At 52.5% G+C, this 16,045-nt stretch carries 16 protein-coding genes; 10 read left to right on the forward strand and 6 right to left on the reverse strand.

Going from position 1 to position 16,045, the window contains the following annotated elements:
* Nucleotides 1-179: 179 nt before the first annotated feature.
* From ACMV5I_RS14505 to dadX, 3 genes are all read left to right on the forward strand, one after another.
* Nucleotides 180-434: a hypothetical protein gene (locus ACMV5I_RS14505; RefSeq protein ID WP_121607011.1), complete on the forward strand. Its 255-nt coding sequence runs from the start codon at nt 180-182 to the stop codon at nt 432-434.
* A 70-nt stretch (nt 435-504) separates the two neighbouring features.
* Nucleotides 505-1,809 (forward strand): D-amino acid dehydrogenase, encoded by a 1,305-nt coding sequence (locus ACMV5I_RS14510; protein WP_414824640.1) that lies wholly within the window; start codon nt 505-507, stop codon nt 1,807-1,809.
* Nucleotides 1,810-1,832: 23 nt separating this feature from the next.
* On the forward strand, nt 1,833-2,909 hold the full coding sequence (gene dadX, locus ACMV5I_RS14515) for a catabolic alanine racemase DadX (protein ID WP_284122651.1): 1,077 nt from the start codon (nt 1,833-1,835) through the stop codon (nt 2,907-2,909).
* A 2-nt stretch (nt 2,910-2,911) separates the two neighbouring features.
* On the opposite strand, the gene ACMV5I_RS14520 is transcribed toward dadX, so the two are convergent.
* The 3 genes from ACMV5I_RS14520 to ACMV5I_RS14530 form a co-directional block, all read right to left on the reverse strand.
* A complete protein-coding gene (locus tag ACMV5I_RS14520; protein WP_024485406.1) occupies nt 2,912-4,105 on the reverse strand; it encodes a multidrug effflux MFS transporter in 1,194 nt (397 codons plus the stop codon).
* A 122-nt stretch (nt 4,106-4,227) separates the two neighbouring features.
* Complete coding sequence (locus tag ACMV5I_RS14525; RefSeq protein ID WP_414824641.1) at nt 4,228-4,788, reverse strand: 3'-5' exonuclease; 561 nt, start codon at nt 4,786-4,788, stop codon at nt 4,228-4,230.
* Between the two features lie 295 nt (nt 4,789-5,083).
* Nucleotides 5,084-5,566 (reverse strand): hypothetical protein, encoded by a 483-nt coding sequence (locus tag ACMV5I_RS14530; RefSeq protein ID WP_414824642.1) that lies wholly within the window; start codon nt 5,564-5,566, stop codon nt 5,084-5,086.
* 324 nt (nt 5,567-5,890) lie between these two features.
* On the opposite strand from ACMV5I_RS14530, the gene ACMV5I_RS14535 reads away from it, so the two are divergent.
* Nucleotides 5,891-8,008 (forward strand): TonB-dependent siderophore receptor, encoded by a 2,118-nt coding sequence (locus ACMV5I_RS14535; RefSeq protein ID WP_414824643.1) that lies wholly within the window; start codon nt 5,891-5,893, stop codon nt 8,006-8,008.
* A 45-nt stretch (nt 8,009-8,053) separates the two neighbouring features.
* On the opposite strand, the gene ACMV5I_RS14540 is transcribed toward ACMV5I_RS14535, so the two are convergent.
* Nucleotides 8,054-8,230 carry a GhoT/OrtT family toxin gene (locus ACMV5I_RS14540; RefSeq protein WP_021181193.1) on the reverse strand — a complete coding sequence of 59 codons (177 nt, stop codon included), beginning with the start codon at nt 8,228-8,230 and terminating at the stop codon, nt 8,054-8,056.
* 369 nt (nt 8,231-8,599) lie between these two features.
* On the opposite strand from ACMV5I_RS14540, the gene cspA reads away from it, so the two are divergent.
* From cspA to ACMV5I_RS14570, 6 genes are all read left to right on the forward strand, one after another.
* Nucleotides 8,600-8,812: an RNA chaperone/antiterminator CspA gene (gene cspA, locus ACMV5I_RS14545; protein WP_024485401.1), complete on the forward strand. Its 213-nt coding sequence runs from the start codon at nt 8,600-8,602 to the stop codon at nt 8,810-8,812.
* A gap of 412 nt (nt 8,813-9,224) precedes the next feature.
* Entirely contained in the window at nt 9,225-9,785 is a 561-nt protein-coding gene (locus ACMV5I_RS14550; RefSeq protein ID WP_021181194.1) for a fasciclin domain-containing protein, read from the forward strand.
* Nucleotides 9,786-9,845: 60 nt separating this feature from the next.
* Complete coding sequence (locus tag ACMV5I_RS14555) at nt 9,846-10,400, forward strand: sigma-70 family RNA polymerase sigma factor (RefSeq protein ID WP_121607006.1); 555 nt, start codon at nt 9,846-9,848, stop codon at nt 10,398-10,400.
* Entirely contained in the window at nt 10,397-11,059 is a 663-nt protein-coding gene (locus ACMV5I_RS14560) for an anti-sigma factor domain-containing protein (protein WP_202729169.1), read from the forward strand. The genes ACMV5I_RS14555 and ACMV5I_RS14560 overlap by 4 nt, the downstream gene beginning before the upstream one ends.
* A gap of 97 nt (nt 11,060-11,156) precedes the next feature.
* The gene (locus tag ACMV5I_RS14565) at nt 11,157-11,408 is read left to right on the forward strand and encodes a hypothetical protein (protein ID WP_024485397.1); all 252 of its coding nucleotides are present in this window, start codon (nt 11,157-11,159) and stop codon (nt 11,406-11,408) included.
* A 363-nt stretch (nt 11,409-11,771) separates the two neighbouring features.
* Nucleotides 11,772-12,206, forward strand: a complete 435-nt coding sequence (locus ACMV5I_RS14570) for a DUF2570 family protein (protein ID WP_121607003.1) — start codon at nt 11,772-11,774, stop codon at nt 12,204-12,206.
* Between the two features lie 214 nt (nt 12,207-12,420).
* Here ACMV5I_RS14570 and ACMV5I_RS14575 read toward each other — a convergent pair whose 3' ends face one another.
* Nucleotides 12,421-13,689, reverse strand: a complete 1,269-nt coding sequence (locus tag ACMV5I_RS14575) for a YeaH/YhbH family protein (protein ID WP_024485395.1) — start codon at nt 13,687-13,689, stop codon at nt 12,421-12,423.
* A gap of 117 nt (nt 13,690-13,806) precedes the next feature.
* Complete coding sequence (yeaG, locus tag ACMV5I_RS14580; protein WP_021806619.1) at nt 13,807-15,741, reverse strand: protein kinase YeaG; 1,935 nt, start codon at nt 15,739-15,741, stop codon at nt 13,807-13,809.
* Nucleotides 15,742-16,045 lie beyond the last annotated feature (304 nt).

Below are 16,045 nucleotides of genomic sequence, written 5' to 3' on the forward strand. Positions count from 1 at the left end.
GCGTCGGCTCTTTTGGCAGACCCTTTAACAATGATAGTCCAAGTCGTAATAAATCGTTTGAAATCATCCGTGCTGAGCATTGATAACCACTTGGGGTAGCTATGCTTAAACCCGCTTTGCGGCCTGTGGCGGTACTCAACCTGGCATTCGGACCGTGAGGCAGAGGAAACTGATGCGCAATGCTCGTAGTTGGAATTATTCACCTGAAATATTTAATTAAACAGATTTATATTCCAGATTGTGAAGGTTGTTATTCCATATGGCGTTGGTTGTTTTCGCTGATGTTTTTGGCGGATGAACAGCCTGATTTTTCGTCAAAATGCGCTTTAACAGCATCTTATCGTTATTTCTTGACCCGTATTGCCAAAGACTGGCGCATCAACGATAAAATAATTGTGAATATTGTCACGATTAATAAACGAGTTGTTGAGTAGTTTTTTCCACTGAGTTAATTTCCTGTTATTGGTAGATTGTGCTTTATCGATCCTTGGGCTGGAGTCAGCGATGAGAGTGGTTATTTTAGGTAGCGGAGTGGTAGGGGTTGCCAGTGCATGGTACTTGGCAAAAGCGGGCCATGAGGTGACGGTGATCGATCGTCAACCCGGGCCAGCCTTGGAAACCAGTGCGGCCAATGCCGGGCAAATATCTCCGGGTTACGCCGCACCTTGGGCAGCACCTGGGGTACCGTTGAAGGCGATTAAATGGATGTTCCAGCGTCACGCGCCGTTGGCAGTCCGCCTAGACGGCAGCAGTTTCCAACTGCGCTGGATGTGGCAGATGCTGAAAAACTGCGATACCGCCCACTATATGACCAATAAAGGCCGTATGGTGCGTCTGGCGGAATACAGCCGCGACTGCATTAAAGCTCTGCGTCAGGAAACCGGCATCCAGTACGAAGGCCGTCAAGGCGGCACGCTGCAACTGTTCCGCACCCAGCAGCAGTTTGACAGCGCGGCCAAGGACATTGCCGTGCTGGAGGACGCCGGAGTACCTTACAAACTGCTGGAGGCCAGCCAGTTGGCGACGGTTGAACCGGCGTTGTCGCAGGTTGCCCATAAGCTGACCGGCGGTTTACAGCTGCCGAATGATGAAACCGGGGACTGCCAACTGTTCACCCAGCAGTTGGCCAAGCTGGCTAAGCAGGCCGGAGTCAACTTCCTGTTTAACCGCAACGTTGAACGCTTGCTGGTGGAAGGAGATAAAATTACCGGCGTGCAGTGTGATGGTGAAATCATTACTGCCGATAGCTATGTTGTGGCGTTCGGCGCCTATTCTACCGCGCTACTGCGCGATCTGGTGTCCATTCCGGTTTATCCGTTGAAAGGTTACTCATTAACCATCCCGATAACCGATGAAGCGGCCGCGCCATTCTCTACCGTGCTGGACGAAACCTACAAAATTGCCATTACTCGCTTCGATAAGCGCATCCGCGTGGGCGGTATGGCGGAGATTGTTGGCTTCAATACCCAGTTGGAGCAGAAGCGGCGTGAAACGCTGGAAATGGTGGTACGCGATCTGTATCCGAACTGTGGGCGTGTTGAAGAGGCAACATTCTGGACGGGGCTGCGCCCGATGACGCCAGATGGCACGCCAATCGTGGGGCGCACTCCGCTGAAAAATCTCTATTTGAATACCGGCCATGGCACCTTGGGTTGGACGATGGCCTGCGGCTCCGGGCAGTTGCTTGCCGATTTGATCTCAGGGGTCACCCCGGCCATTGCTTCAGACGATCTGGCGGTGGCGCGTTACCGCGCAGACTTTCGGCAGGGACCTGTTGTTCCCTTGAATGACGTGCACCCGGCACGCTGAAACACAATCTGATAGGAGAGCCCATGCCTCGCCCGATTACCGCGACGCTGCATTTGGCCGCGTTGACCAATAACCTGCAGGTAGTTCGTCGTTTTGCTCCTACGGCTAAAATCTGGGCCGTTGTTAAGGCCAATGCCTATGGCCATGGTTTGCAGCACGTCTGGCGCAGCCTAGGCGAGAATAGTGATGGTTTTGCCTTGCTCGATCTTAACGAGGCAGTGTTACTACGCGAATCTGGCTGGCAGGGGCCGATTCTGTTGCTGGAGGGCTTTTTCCAGCCCGCAGACCTGATGCTGATCGATCGTTACCGGTTAACCACGGCGGTGAACAGCGACTGGCAACTACAGGCGATTGCCGAAGCGCGTTTACAGGCGCCGCTGGATATTTATCTCAAGTTGAACAGTGGTATGAACCGCCTAGGATTTGCCCCGGAGCGGTTGCACAGCGCTTGGCTAGCCGCAAAGGAGCTGCGTAATATTGGTTCGATAACGCTAATGAGCCACTTCGCCACCGCCGACGGTGCTGAAGGCGTAACGGAGCAAATGGCCGTGATTGAACGCGCGACTGCTGCGATTGATCTGCCTCGTTGTCTGGCCAACTCGGCGGCCACCCTGTGGCACCCACAGACGCAGGGGGAATGGGTGAGGCCGGGGGTTATACTTTATGGCGCATCACCCAGCGGCCACTGGCAGGACATCGCCGCTACCGGTTTGCAACCGGCGATGACGCTGAGCAGCAAGATCATTGGCATCCAACAGCTGCAAGCGGGAGACCGGGTAGGGTATGGCTGGCGCTATGCCGCTCGTGGGCCGCAGCGTATCGGCGTCGTAGCCTGTGGTTATGCGGACGGCTATCCTCGCCATGCGCCCACCGGGACTCCAGTCTGGGTGGACGGTGTGCTGACGCACACGGTAGGTTCGGTTTCCATGGATATGATGACGGTGGATTTGACGCCGTGCCCGCAGGCAACCATTGGTACTGATGTCGAACTGTGGGGAAGGAAACTGCCGGTCGATGATGTGGCTGCCGCAGCCGGAACCTTGGGTTACGAACTGCTGACAGCCTTGGCGGCACGGGTGCCTATTGTTGTAGAAGAATAGACTCAGCCGATCTTCTTCAACTGTCCTTTGATTTGCTTGCTGCGCTGCCGCGCGTGTAGCGCCAGCAGGCAACCTACCAGCATCACCAACGCCAGCGACATTTTCGGTTGCAGTGGTAACGCCATCGCGATCAGGCCCAGCGCGGCCCCCCCGGCCATCTGAATAAAACCTACCAGTGCTGAAGCCACACCAGCTTCGTTAGAGTAAGGCTCCAACGCATAGCTGGTTGACGGCCCCATGACAAAAGCCAATCCGGCGCAGGCGCAGGCCACGGGCAGGATATACGCCAACCAATGGCTTTGTGCAGCGTCACCCAGTAGTGCCACGCCCAACACTAACGCGAGACATCCTAACCCCATCAGTATGCCGCCGGTCGCCAGGCAGAAAGGGCGGCCAATCTTGTGAATGATGCGGTTGGCGACAAAGCTGACCAGCATGATCCAGAAACCGTTGGCACCAAATACCAAAGAGAACTGCAGCGGTGATAGCCCGGCAGTGCCCATCAGCACGTTAGGTGCCAATGAAACATAAGTTAGCGCCATCCCCATCGCCCCAGCGTTGACCACCGCAAAGGAGATAAAACGGCGATCGCCGAGAATACGCAGATACTGTCGTACCGGCAGCCCTTTGACGGCCACGGTAGTAGCGGGGCGGGTTTCCGGCAGGAAGAAGATGACCAGCAATAACACCACTGCGGCATAACCGACCAGGAACCAGAATGGGGCGCGCCAGCCGAAGGCTTCTGCCAGCAAGCCACCGAGCAGCGGGGCCAGTGCAGGAATGATATTCAGCGTGCCGTTGAGAAAACCGAAAGCGCGTGCGGCGTCATCGCCATTCATCCGATCGCGCACGCCACTAAATGCTACAACGGCGGTACAGCAAACGGCCACACCTTGCATCAGGCGTGAAGCGACAAAGATATCCGCCGTTGTCGCCAGCGCGGCCATGGCTGCACCCACCATATAAATCAGGATCCCGGCGATAGCCACCGGCTTACGACCGTAGTTATCCACCAGCGGACCGGCGATCACCTGGCCAAGACCCAACACCAGAATAAACAGCGAAATGGTGGATTGGATCAAGGCTTCGCTGCTGTTAAGGCCCAGGGCAATGGCAGGAATGGTCGGCAGATAGAGATCAATTCCCAGAGGGCCAAGTAACACCAGGCTGAGCAGGAGAAAGAGAAATTTTTGCATAACAAAAATGGCACATCCGAATGACAAAGAGGACTAGAGTAGAGATCCCAACCGCAAATGGGAAGCGATAACGTATTGATGACAGGCAGGAAACCGTTTGCGCTTGATTTTCCCTGGCGCGATCATTTTACCGCGGGTTGGCGGTAATAAAGCGCTGAAATGGTATCTGCAACGTAGCGCGCCTGGTGTTTGGCATCATCCAGCGCCCGGTGCGGTGTGCCTTCAAACGGACGCTGTTTCTTGGGATTGAAACCATGCAACTCAGCCAGCGTAATGATAGTGCGGGCGTCTTGGGTATCCCAGAACTTCCAGGGGCAAGGCATTGCCAACTGGTGGTAGGCATGTTCCAGGATCGAGCAATCAAACTCTTTGCCATTGCCCCAGACTTTCACCGTGTCGGTGCTGTGCATGTGAATAAAACGGCTCAGGTTGGTTAATACCCGCTTGAGACTTTCGCTACCTCCGAAGGCCTGTTTACGAGCTTCGTCTGACTGTTTTGCCCACCAGGCCACAGTATCCAGACTGATTGTCCGGCCCGGTTGTTCCTGCTGGCTGTTCACTGCCGCTTCAAACTCTGCCCCTAACTCACCGGTCCTCGGGTTAAAAAACACGCCGGCAACCACCAGGATCACCGCGCTCGGGGTAATATCCAGTGTTTCAATATCTAGCATCAAATGGTTCATGGGGTCTCCAGGCTGAACAAGCTCGTGATGGTAGTGCATACAGTCTGGCAGAATATCCAGTTACTTTGAAATAGGCGAAAACGGTCTGTTCACGGTATGATGACTTTAGTCATGTTGCAGAGTTGGTAGCTAGCGTTGAGAACACTTATTTTTATTCTATGTATGATCGGCTATCTGCTGGTATTAGGCTATTTTGGCGTTTACGTTACCGATAAAATCTGCGAAAACGCGCAAAACTTAAGTAAAATCTGCCGCATGGTGGATATCTCTGAACCTCACATCCCGCAGTCACCCGTCACCCCAGATAGTCGCGGGTGACTAATAGCGTCAATATCGCCGTTATCCCGATTAACACGGCCCATTGGCGCCAACCAAAGCGCGCCAACCCTTCCTGTTGCACCTTGTTAGTGTTGAATTGCCTAACGGTTAGAGTACCAGCCAGTAACATTGTCATGACGATCCAAACCAGGCTCAGGCTGGCGGTGGAGAACTCAGTATGCAAAATATTGGCGTAATACAGGCGCATGGTCATAAAGTAGATCAGCAATACCCAACCGAACCCTCTTCGTTTCTTCAGGATCTGGCTGAGCAGAAAAGCGATAAACAGGCTATGAGCCATGGAGATTAACGGTGATTCAAAGGGGTGGCGAACGCAAGTGTTGTATACCGCCAGATAGAGATTAAAGATCAGTAACGCATACACTGTATAAACATACCAGCCATAGACCACTTTCAGTCTTCTGGAGGGGGCAGGGATAGGATTTGCTGTTTGAGTCATGCACACTCCTTGAGTTATCCAGATTTATAGCATTTAACAGCTAAATGAAAACTAAACGGCTCAGGAGCATAAGCTGCTGAGGTAAAGGTTTTCTCCATGATGACGTACCAATCATAAGCCCATAAACTCGCCTGAAACGCCCATCACCAGAGTGCATTTTGCTACTTGAATTCATTGATGGTAAAGATAACAATTATCATTGTTATTAGTATTTATTATCTAACAACATCAGAGCACCGTGACCTCTGTACGCCAAACTGGCCAGCGTTGCCGGTGCGGTACGTTTTCGGTGCAATTTCAATGGATCCCATGGGGAATACAGGTATGCCTGCGTTTTTTCCTGCCAGTCGTTCTTATCTTTACTGCTCGCTAGCGATTTTCCTGCCACTGACCTCTTTTGCTGAAGATGCCCTCGTGGTCACGGCCAAACCCGCCGATACGGCGGAAACGGCAACGCATGGCTATGAAGCCAGCACCAGCCAGGGGGCTACTAAAACGGATCGGCCCTTGGTGCTCACTGCACAATCCGTCTCCGTAGTAACACGCCAACAGATGAGCGACCAAGGGGCTTTGACGGTTAACGATGCGCTGAAATATACCCCAGGCGTTTTCACTAACTTCTCTGGTGGCGCGACGCGTTACGATACTATCGCTCTGCGCGGTTTCCACGGTGGCGACGTCAATAACACCTTCCTGAACGGCCTGCGCCTGCTTAGCGACGGCGGCAGTTATAACGCTTTGCAAATCGACCCTTGGTTCCTGGAACGCATTGACGTGATTAAGGGCCCGTCTTCCGTGATGTATGGGCAAAGTATCCCTGGTGGGTTAGTGGCAATGACCAGCAAACGGCCGCAGTTTGCCAGTGAAAACCACGTCAATGTGATGGCCGGCAACAACAATACCAAAGGCGGTGCGTTTGATTCGACTGGGGCATTGAACGATCAGTGGGCATACCGTTTGACCGGTATTACCCGCACCAGCGACACTATGTATGACCATCAGCGTGAAGAGCGCTATGCGATTTCGCCTTCGTTGCTGTGGCAACCGGATGAAAATACCTCTTTGCTGTTGCAGGCCAATCTGCAAAAAGATCCTTCCGGTGGTTATCATAGCGCGGTGCCGTCAGACGGCAGCATTTATACCACCAGTGGGGACAAGCTGGGCCGGGGATTTTTTGACGGCGAAAGCAGCCGCAATGTGTTCAAACGTTGGCAGCAAATCTACAGTTATGATTTCTCGCATAGTTTTAACGACGTCTGGTCATTCCGTCAAAATGCCAGCTATACCCACTCCAACGTGGAGCTGGAGCAGGTTTACCAGATTGGCTGGAACGCCGATCGTAGCGAGTTGAACCGTTGGTACAGCGGCTCCAATACGTCGTTGGATGCTTATGCCGTGGATAACCAACTGGCGGCGGAGTTTGCGACTGGCGCGTTGGAACACAAGGTGATGCTGGGGCTGGATTATCAACGTTTTACCAATAACCTGTGGGAAGAGTCTGGTTCGGCCACGCCGTTGAACCCGTTCACCGGCGTTTCCGGCGGGCCAGATATCACTATTCTCAGTCACACCGACTCTAAACGGCGTTATGAGCAGACCGGCGTCTATCTGCAGGACGAAGTCAGCCTCTACAATTGGTATCTCAACCTATCCGGGCGTGTTGACCGTTTGGAAACCAAGAATACCGTGCTGAATACCGATTCTACCGATGCCCGTACTGACGACCACTTTACGGGCAGAGCCTCTTTGCTGTACCACTTTGACAGCGGTTTCTCGCCGTATATGAGTTACAGCTCCGCGGTGACGCCAGCGGTCCTGGCCGATAAAGAGGGGCATCTGCTTAAACCCACCACCAGCGAGCAATATGAGGCCGGGCTGAAGTATCAGCCTCCAGGCAGCAGCTCGATCTACAGCATTGCCCTCTACGATCTGACGCAGAATGACGTAGCCAACCGTGTGGTGAAGGACAGTTACTATGTGCCTGCCGGTAAGGTACATTCACAAGGGATTGAGCTGGAGGCTCGTAGCCAGGTGAGCGAGCGCCTGAATGTCATTGCCGGTTACAGCTACAACAAAGTGAAATTCAAGGATGCCGTTGACGGTAACGATGGCAATACGCCATACCTGGCGCCTAATCAGATGGCTTCTTTATGGGGGCAGTACAAGGCTGGGCTTGGTATCAATCTGGGGGCTGGCGTGCGTTATATTGGCAAACAGTGGGCGGATAATGAGAATACTCTGCGTATTCCTTCGGTCACGCTGCTGGATGCTTCGGTGCGCATGGATCTGGACAGCGTAAAACCGTCGTTAAAAGGGGCTTATGTGCAGCTGAACGCCAATAACCTGACGGACCGGGAATATGTTGCTGGCTGCTATGGCACTGGCTACTGCTATTGGGGAGCGGGGCGTTCAGTTATCGCTACCGTGGGGTATGACTTTTAACGGTTAAACCGTACTCATCCCGCTGAACGTGAGCGGGATGAGGCGCTAAAACAGCGAAAACAACAGCACTACGGGCAGACTGAGTGGCCAGGTCAGGCCGATGATCAGCGCACTAAGCAGGCGGATGGGGAGGGTATCGCGGCTGACCAGAAAAGTGACAATCATCGAAACCAACAGGCCAATAAAATAAACGTATTGCGTGACTTCCCACAGCGATAACATGAAAACCATCCCGGTAATTTTTACCGCTCATTCTAGGCGGCTCCCCACAAGTAATCAATGTGTTAATGCGGTGTAAAGGGGTGTAAAGGGGTGGAAAGGGCGGCTTGTCGCACGGCTGAAAGAGAGCCTTATCGAAATTAATTATAAATAGCCCTTGCTAATAACTCTGGGTTATGAGTAAATAGCGTCATCGGTTTGAAGTACAGACCTTATGAAAGCAGTTTTAGTAAAGTAGTTCTCAGTATTAGCGATATCCGACAGATACCTCTTTTTCCGCGAATTTCCTTCTAGTGCCCCCATAAGTTTCCACTGAATTGCAGACCTCATTCGCCATTATGGCGGCCTAAAAAAACAATGAAGGAAGTATCTATGTCTAATAAAATGACTGGTTTAGTAAAATGGTTTGACGCTGGTAAAGGTTTTGGTTTCATTTCTCCTGCTGATGGCAGCAAAGACGTGTTCGTACACTTCTCTGCAATCCAGGGTAATGATTACAAGACGCTTGATGAAGGCCAGCAGGTTGAATTCAGCATCGAAAATGGCGCCAAAGGCCCATCAGCAGTTAACGTTACAGCAATGTAATGTGACTGGGTAGTGTGGTTGAAACTTGCAATAGCGATGATGGTGTAGACCGGAGCAGACAAGCGATATCGACACTACCAAATCAATCCCGGCCTGGTGCCGGGGTTGCATATATCCTCCTAGCCATGAGGGTAGACAGAAAAGCCAATTTCACCAAAGTTTGCTTTTCTGTTGTGAAAAGGCCGTGCTTAGGCTGTGCAATGCTGGAGTGTTCGATGGACGCTTGCACCGCATCATGACAGCCGGGAAAGCGACCGGCACTACTTTTAACCCTGGCGTTTACGCCGGGGTTTTTTACATCCATTTTCCCCGCTCGAAAAATATTTTCTGATTACTGCATCCAATATTCTCGTTCACTACGTATATGGCTATGTGAGGACATCTTCCCACATCACCCTTCGAGGATATGACCATGAAAAAGCTTCTCTGTACTGCCCTGTGTTCATCACTGTTGTTCAGTAGCGTCTCAATGGCTGCCATGATGTCCGATACGGTAATGGTAGGCGGTGCCGCCATGTACCCCAGCAAAAATATTGTCGAGAATGCCCTCAACTCCAAAGATCACACCACGCTGGTTGCTGCGGTGAAGGCCGCAGGTTTGGTTGATACTCTGCAAGGCGCTGGCCCGTTTACGGTGTTTGCTCCGACCAATGAAGCCTTTGCCAAACTGCCTGCCGGAACTGTCGATACCTTGCTCAAACCTGAGAATAAGGCGGCACTGACCGGAGTGCTGACCTACCATGTGGTTGCTGGTCGCTATGATATGAAACAGCTGGAGAAGAAAATCAAGGAAGGGCACGGCACGGCCGAGCTGAAAACGGTCAATGGCCAACCTTTGTGGATTATGAATAATGGCCCCCACAATATTCAGCTCAAAGATGGCCAAGGTCATATTGCCAACATCAGCACCTATGATGTCTATCAGAAAAATGGCGTGATCAACGTTATCGACAGCGTTCTGTTGCCAAAATAAATCCCGTCTATACTAGGTGCAGGCTGCCAAAAGGCTGCCCGCACCTTGATAGGACAGGACATGACCAAAGCACTTCCTGAACAACATGTCGAATTGATGCAAGCCGTTGCGCTTGGCGACCGCAACGCGTTTGAACAGCTTTATCGACAGACGTCGCCCCGCTTGTTTGCCGTTGCTCTGCGTTTACTGCGTCGCCAATCCTGGGCTGAAGAGGTGCTGCATGAAAGCTTTATCAGCGTGTGGAATCGCGCTGCCAGCTATGACCCCAATCTCAGCTCCCCATTGACCTGGCTGACGCACATTGTGCGCAATAAGGCTATTGATTGGCTGCGCGGTGCTGGTGGCCGGGCGGGGCAAACGGAAGAGGAGTGGCTGGATGACTTGGGGGCGAGCGCGGAAGAACCTGTCAGTCAGTTGCTGCTGGGTGAGGAGGCTGGAAAACTGGCCGAGTGCCTGAACCATCTGAACGTTGAACAACGGCAGAGCATTGTGTTGGCTTACTACCAAGGTATGTCTCATGGCGAGGTTTCGGCACATCTGCAACAACCGCTTGGCACGATCAAAAGTTGGATCCGCCGGGCGTTGGATCATTTGAAAAACTGTGTGGGCCTATGAAAAGCAAAGGTGAGTATGACTCGGCTTTAGCCGCAGAATATGCCTTGGGCACGTTGCGCGGGCCTGCGCGGTTGAACTTTGAACAGCGTATCCAGCGGGATCCGACGCTGGCCGCCTTGGTTGCACGTTGGCAAACGCTGCTGGCTCCGTTGGATCTGGCATTGACCCCGGTATTGCCACCTGAACGCGTGTGGAAAAAGATCCAACTCAGTTTGCCCATTGAGGCAGTGCCACGGCGTAAACGCTGGGACTACCTTGGCTGGGCGCTAGCTGCTGGTTTGGCCGCGTTGTTGCTGGTGCCGCGCTTTATCACCCAGCCGCAGGATTTTGCTCCGGCAGTGGTGCTCAATGCGGGTCAGCAGGGCAGTGGGCAATGGATCGTCAGCATGGACAGTGGCAAACGCCATCTGAGACTGACCCCGCTTAACCCGCAAACGCTAGCCGTAGCCAATAGCCTGCAACTGTGGGCGATCTCGCCGGGTGAAAAGCCGCGCTCCTTAGGTTTGGTTGCTGCAGAGAAGCCGACCGAGCTGGCAGTGAACTCGATGACGTTGGCGCAGGGCATGACCATTGCCATCAGCCTGGAGCCAGCGGGTGGCTCACCTACAGGGCTTCCTACCGGTCCGGTGCTGTACAGCGGACAGTTAACTTCACTGTGATCTGATTGATATTCTTGTCGATGATTTTTTCCTGACGGTGAAGATAATGCTATTTACGACCATACTAAAGTTATCAACAATCGTGACAGGTGACTTTATGATATGGATCGAGCAAGGGTTGTACTTGAGAGTGGTGCAGATGGACAATGCGCCCAAGCCTTATCCGTTGGATAGCGGATTCAGCCCGCATACGGCCTATCGTGCGCTAGGAATGTACAATCCTTCGGAAACCGCCGATGCTTATTTCATCCTCTCGAACGACCGGGATGAGATCTGGTTTATCTGCAACCGCCATCTTAGGACGGTGGGCCTGTTCCCCGATATCCGCGATTTTAGATATTTGTTGTGACTCGGCAACAATCCTCGCAAGCAACCTAGCCATTGAGTGATACGCCACATCTGCCAGCAATAAGTTGAGTTATCCAATGCAAAAAATCTCGCTTAGGTGGATTTTTTCATTGCTAATGCTCAATTCACTATCGGCAGAGAGCGAGTTGTGACATGGCTGGTACAACCCCTTCGAATATCCCGAATCCTTCCTCCTTGAGATACTGTTCATCCAAACAGGCATTTGGATTCGTTCAGGGGTATCTCAAATGCAGACAAGTATACAAAGTGCTGGCAGTCGCTCTCTTCATTGGAGATTTACCAAGGATCACAAGCTGCGGGGCTTGGAGAATCGCCAGCCTGCCGAGTGTGAGGTATTTCTATCATGAGCCTGGCAGGGTTAATCCAGTTTTCCAAAGGCCATTGGCCGCTACTGATGATCTTAGGCTTCGCTGCCCTGTTGTTTGGCATGAGTCAACGTATTGATGCGTTGAATGCCGACATAGGGCAGTACCAGAAAGATAACCAGGAGTTGTACAGTGCATTGAATGGAAGAGATGAAACCATCACTGCGCTGAAAGGTGCCGCGGATGCCGATCGTCGTGCTACCGAACAACAGCTCAAGATTGAACAGCAAAAGAGAGTAAAGGCCGATGCCGAAAATAGAACGCTACGCAAAGCGCTGGAGGATAACGACTGCGCTCATCAGCGGTTGCCTGCTGATGCTCTCGATATCCTGCGCGGAGCAACCAAAACCGGTGCCACCGGCTCCGCAACTGATCTACGTATACCCGCCAGCGGTACTGCTACAAAAGTGTGAGAAGACACCGTTTATCGGGGAGACTTTCGGGGATGCCGTCATAGCTTTACAGGTTAGCCAGAGTGAGCTTGATATCTGCGCTTCAAGGATCGAAGCGTTGATTAAGTGGCAATGTTGCTGAATTTATAGCGGTTGCGGCTGGCTGGCGAGTATGTAGCGCCCCTATGAGCTAAAACGGCCAGCTAACTTTCGTTGCTGGCCGTTTTCTATTAGATCACGCGGTCTGCTTGTGGAAGAGTTCCCTGAACACCGGATAGATATCATCCGGCTCGCGGATATGCTGCATGGCAAAGTTTTCAAACGTCGCTTGCAGATGCTCATATTCACGCCACAGCGTCTGGTGAGCACGGCGGGTAATTTCTATATAGCTGTAGTAACGCACCATCGGCAGAATGTTTTTTGACAACAGTTCATGGCACAGTGGCGAATCATCAGCCCAGTTATCCCCGTCCGAAGCCTGAGCGGCATAGATATTCCACTGTGCAGGATCGTAACGCTCTTCGACCACTTCGTTCATCAGCTTCAGGGCGCTGGAAACGATGGTGCCGCCAGTTTCCTGTGAGTAGAAGAACTCCTGCTCATCCACTTCTTTTGCCTGGGTATGGTGACGGATATAGACCACCTCAACGTTCTTATAGGTTCGGCTGAGGAACAGATACAGCAGAATATAAAAGCGTTTGGCCATGTCTTTGGTTGCCTGATCCATCGAGCCAGAGACGTCCATCAGGCAGAACATAACTGCCTGGCTGGAGGGTTCAGGCCGACGTTCGTAGTTCTTGTAGCGCAGGTCGAAGGTGTCGATAAACGGCACGCTGTCGATTTTCTTGCGCAATTCGGCAATCTCCTTACGCATGCGTTCTTCTTCCAGCAGTTGCACCGGTTCGGTGTTTTCCAACTGGGCAAGGCTGTCTTCAAGCTCATGCAAAGCGCGCCGCTTACCAGCGGTCATGGCGGTTCGACGTGCCAGTGAGTTTTGCAGCGAACGCACCACGCTGATATTGGCCGGTACGCCATTGGCGGTGTAGCCAGCACGATGGGTTTTGTATTCGGTCAACTGCTTGTACTGATTTTTCTTCAGGTTAGGCAGCGCCAGATCCTCGAACAACAGGTCGAGATACTCATCTTTGGAGATCTGGAAGACAAATTCATCCTGGCCATCCCCATCCTGGCTGGCATTGCCCTGGCCGCCACCACCACCGCCGCCGCCTTGTGGGCGTTCAACGCGGTCATTTTGTACGAAGTGATCGTTACCGGGATGAACGCGATGGCGTTTACCGCCGCGCCCTTGATGGAACATTGGTTCGTTGATATCGCCACCGGGGATCGACACCGATTCCCCGCTGTCCACGTCGGTGACCGAACGCTTGTTGATGGCTTCGGCAATCGACTGTTTGATTTGCGACTTATAGCGACGCAAGAAGCGCTGGCGGTTCACCATGCTCTTGTTTTTGCCATTCAGCCGTCGGTCAATGAAATACGCCATACATCCCCCAAACAACGTTGCCAACTTTCTCTACCTTGGGTCTTTCAGGCTGTAGCCGCCAGGCTACAACCCGAAATTCCCAGGTATAGGCTATCTATGACGTCAGCGGTCGTCGGTTTATGAAGATTTTCTCACCCGCAGATACCATTCGCACAGAAGGCGAACCTGCTTGCGGGTGTAGCCTTTCTCCATCATCCGGTCGACGAAGTCATCGTGTTTTTTCTGCTCATCCGTTGAGGTTTTAGCATTAAAGGAAATGACTGGCAGCAGTTCTTCAGTGTTCGAGAACATTTTCTTCTCGATAACCGTACGCAGCTTCTCGTAACTGGTCCAGTTCGGGTTCCGACCACTGTTATTGGCACGGGCACGCAGGACAAAGTTGACGATTTCGTTGCGGAAATCTTTCGGGTTGCTGATACCCGCTGGCTTCTCGATTTTCTCCAGTTCAGCATTCAATGACTCACGGTCAAACAGCTGTCCGGTATCTGGATCACGGTACTCCTGATCCTGGATCCAGAAGTCTGCATAGGTCACGTAGCGGTCAAAAATGTTCTGACCGTATTCCGAGTAGGATTCCAGATAGGCGGTCTGGATCTCTTTGCCGATAAACTCGGCGTATTTCGGGATCAGGTAGCCTTTCAGGTGCTCCAGGTATTTCTCCGCCAGATCCTGCGGGAACTGCTCACGCTCTATCTGCTGTTCCAGGATATAGAACAGGTGTACCGGGTTAGCCGCGACTTCGGCATGGTCAAAGTTGAACACCCGAGACAGAATTTTGAAGGCGAAACGGGTCGAAAGACCGTTCATACCTTCATCCACCCCGGCATAGTCACGATACTCCTGATACGACTTGGCCTTCGGATCGGTGTCTTTCAGGCTTTCACCATCGTAGACACGCATCTTCGAGTAGATGCTGGAATTGTCTGGCTCTTTCATACGCGACAGGACGGTAAAGCGAGCCAGCGTTTCCAACGTGCCAGGGGCGCAAGGCGCATGGGTCAGTTCGCTGTTATCCAGCAGTTTGTCGTAGATTTTAATCTCTTCCGACACCCGCAGGCAGTAAGGCACCTTGACGATGTAAACACGGTCGAGGAAGGCCTCGTTATTTTTGTTGTTGCGGAAGGTCACCCACTCCGATTCGTTAGAGTGCGCCAGGATAATACCGCTGAACGGCAGGGCAGAAATCCCCTCGGTACCGTTGTAGTTACCTTCCTGGGTGGCGGTCAACAGAGGATGCAGCACCTTGATTGGCGCTTTGAACATCTCCACGAACTCCATGATCCCCTGGTTGGCGCGGCACAGTGCGCCGGAGTAGCCATAGGCATCCGGATCGTTCTGCGCATGGTTTTCCAACTTGCGGATATCCACTTTACCCACCAACGCAGAAATATCCTGGTTGTTCTCGTCGCCCGGTTCGGTTTTGGCGATGGCAATTTGTTCAAGTATTGAAGGACGAACCTTCACCACTTTGAATTTGGTGATGTCCCCGCCGAACTCATGCAGGCGTTTAGCGGCCCACGGCGACATAATGGTGCCAAGATAGCGCGTCGGGATGTTGTATTCTTTTTCCAGAATAGTGGCATCCTCCTGCGGGTTGAACAGGCACAGCGGATGGTCATTGACCGGGCTGCGCTCGCCGTTGGCGCTCAGGGTGTAAATCGGCACGCGCTGCATCAAGGCTTTCAGCCGTTCTGCCAGCGAGGATTTACCGCCACCCACCGGGCCCAACAGATAAAGGATTTGTTTCTTCTCTTCGAGGCCCTGGGCAGCGTGTTTCAGGTAAGAAACTATCTGTTCGATAGCTTCTTCCATGCCGTAGAACTCCTCGAATGCCGGATAGCGTGCGATCACGCGGTTGGAGAACAGGCGAGACATACGCGACTCAAGCGCGGTATCGACCATAACTGGTTCACCGATAGCCATGAGTAGGCGTTCTGCCGCATTGGCATAGGCACTGCGATCTTGCCGGCAGATGGAAAGAAATTCCTGCAGTGTGAACTCTTCGTCCTTGGCAGCTTCGTAGCGCTGGCGATAGTGGTCAAATATGTTCATGGCGATGCCCGTCCTTTCGTTATTAGCACAGGTTAAAAAAGGAGCTGGTGTTGGTATTCTGGCTCCCGAAAGCATGAAGCTATGACTGAGTACAGCAACCCGTATGCCAACTTGGTGCGCTTATTCTCGCGAGTTGCGCTGTATTGCCACTGGGCTCAGCCTAAATTCACCTTCTGATTTTAAGCTTAGTTGCATACTGGAAAATTTCCTGCAAGAGAAAGGGTCTTTTTTAAGTCATTTCAATGACTCAGTTATGGCGAGGGGCGGCAAATGCCTTGTCTGGCGCGGGTTGCGGCAAAAAACG

Origin of the sequence: Serratia sp. T13T92 (genome assembly GCF_047530105.1) — a bacterium.
GTDB classification, from domain to species: Bacteria; Pseudomonadota; Gammaproteobacteria; order Enterobacterales; family Enterobacteriaceae; genus Chania; species Chania fonticola.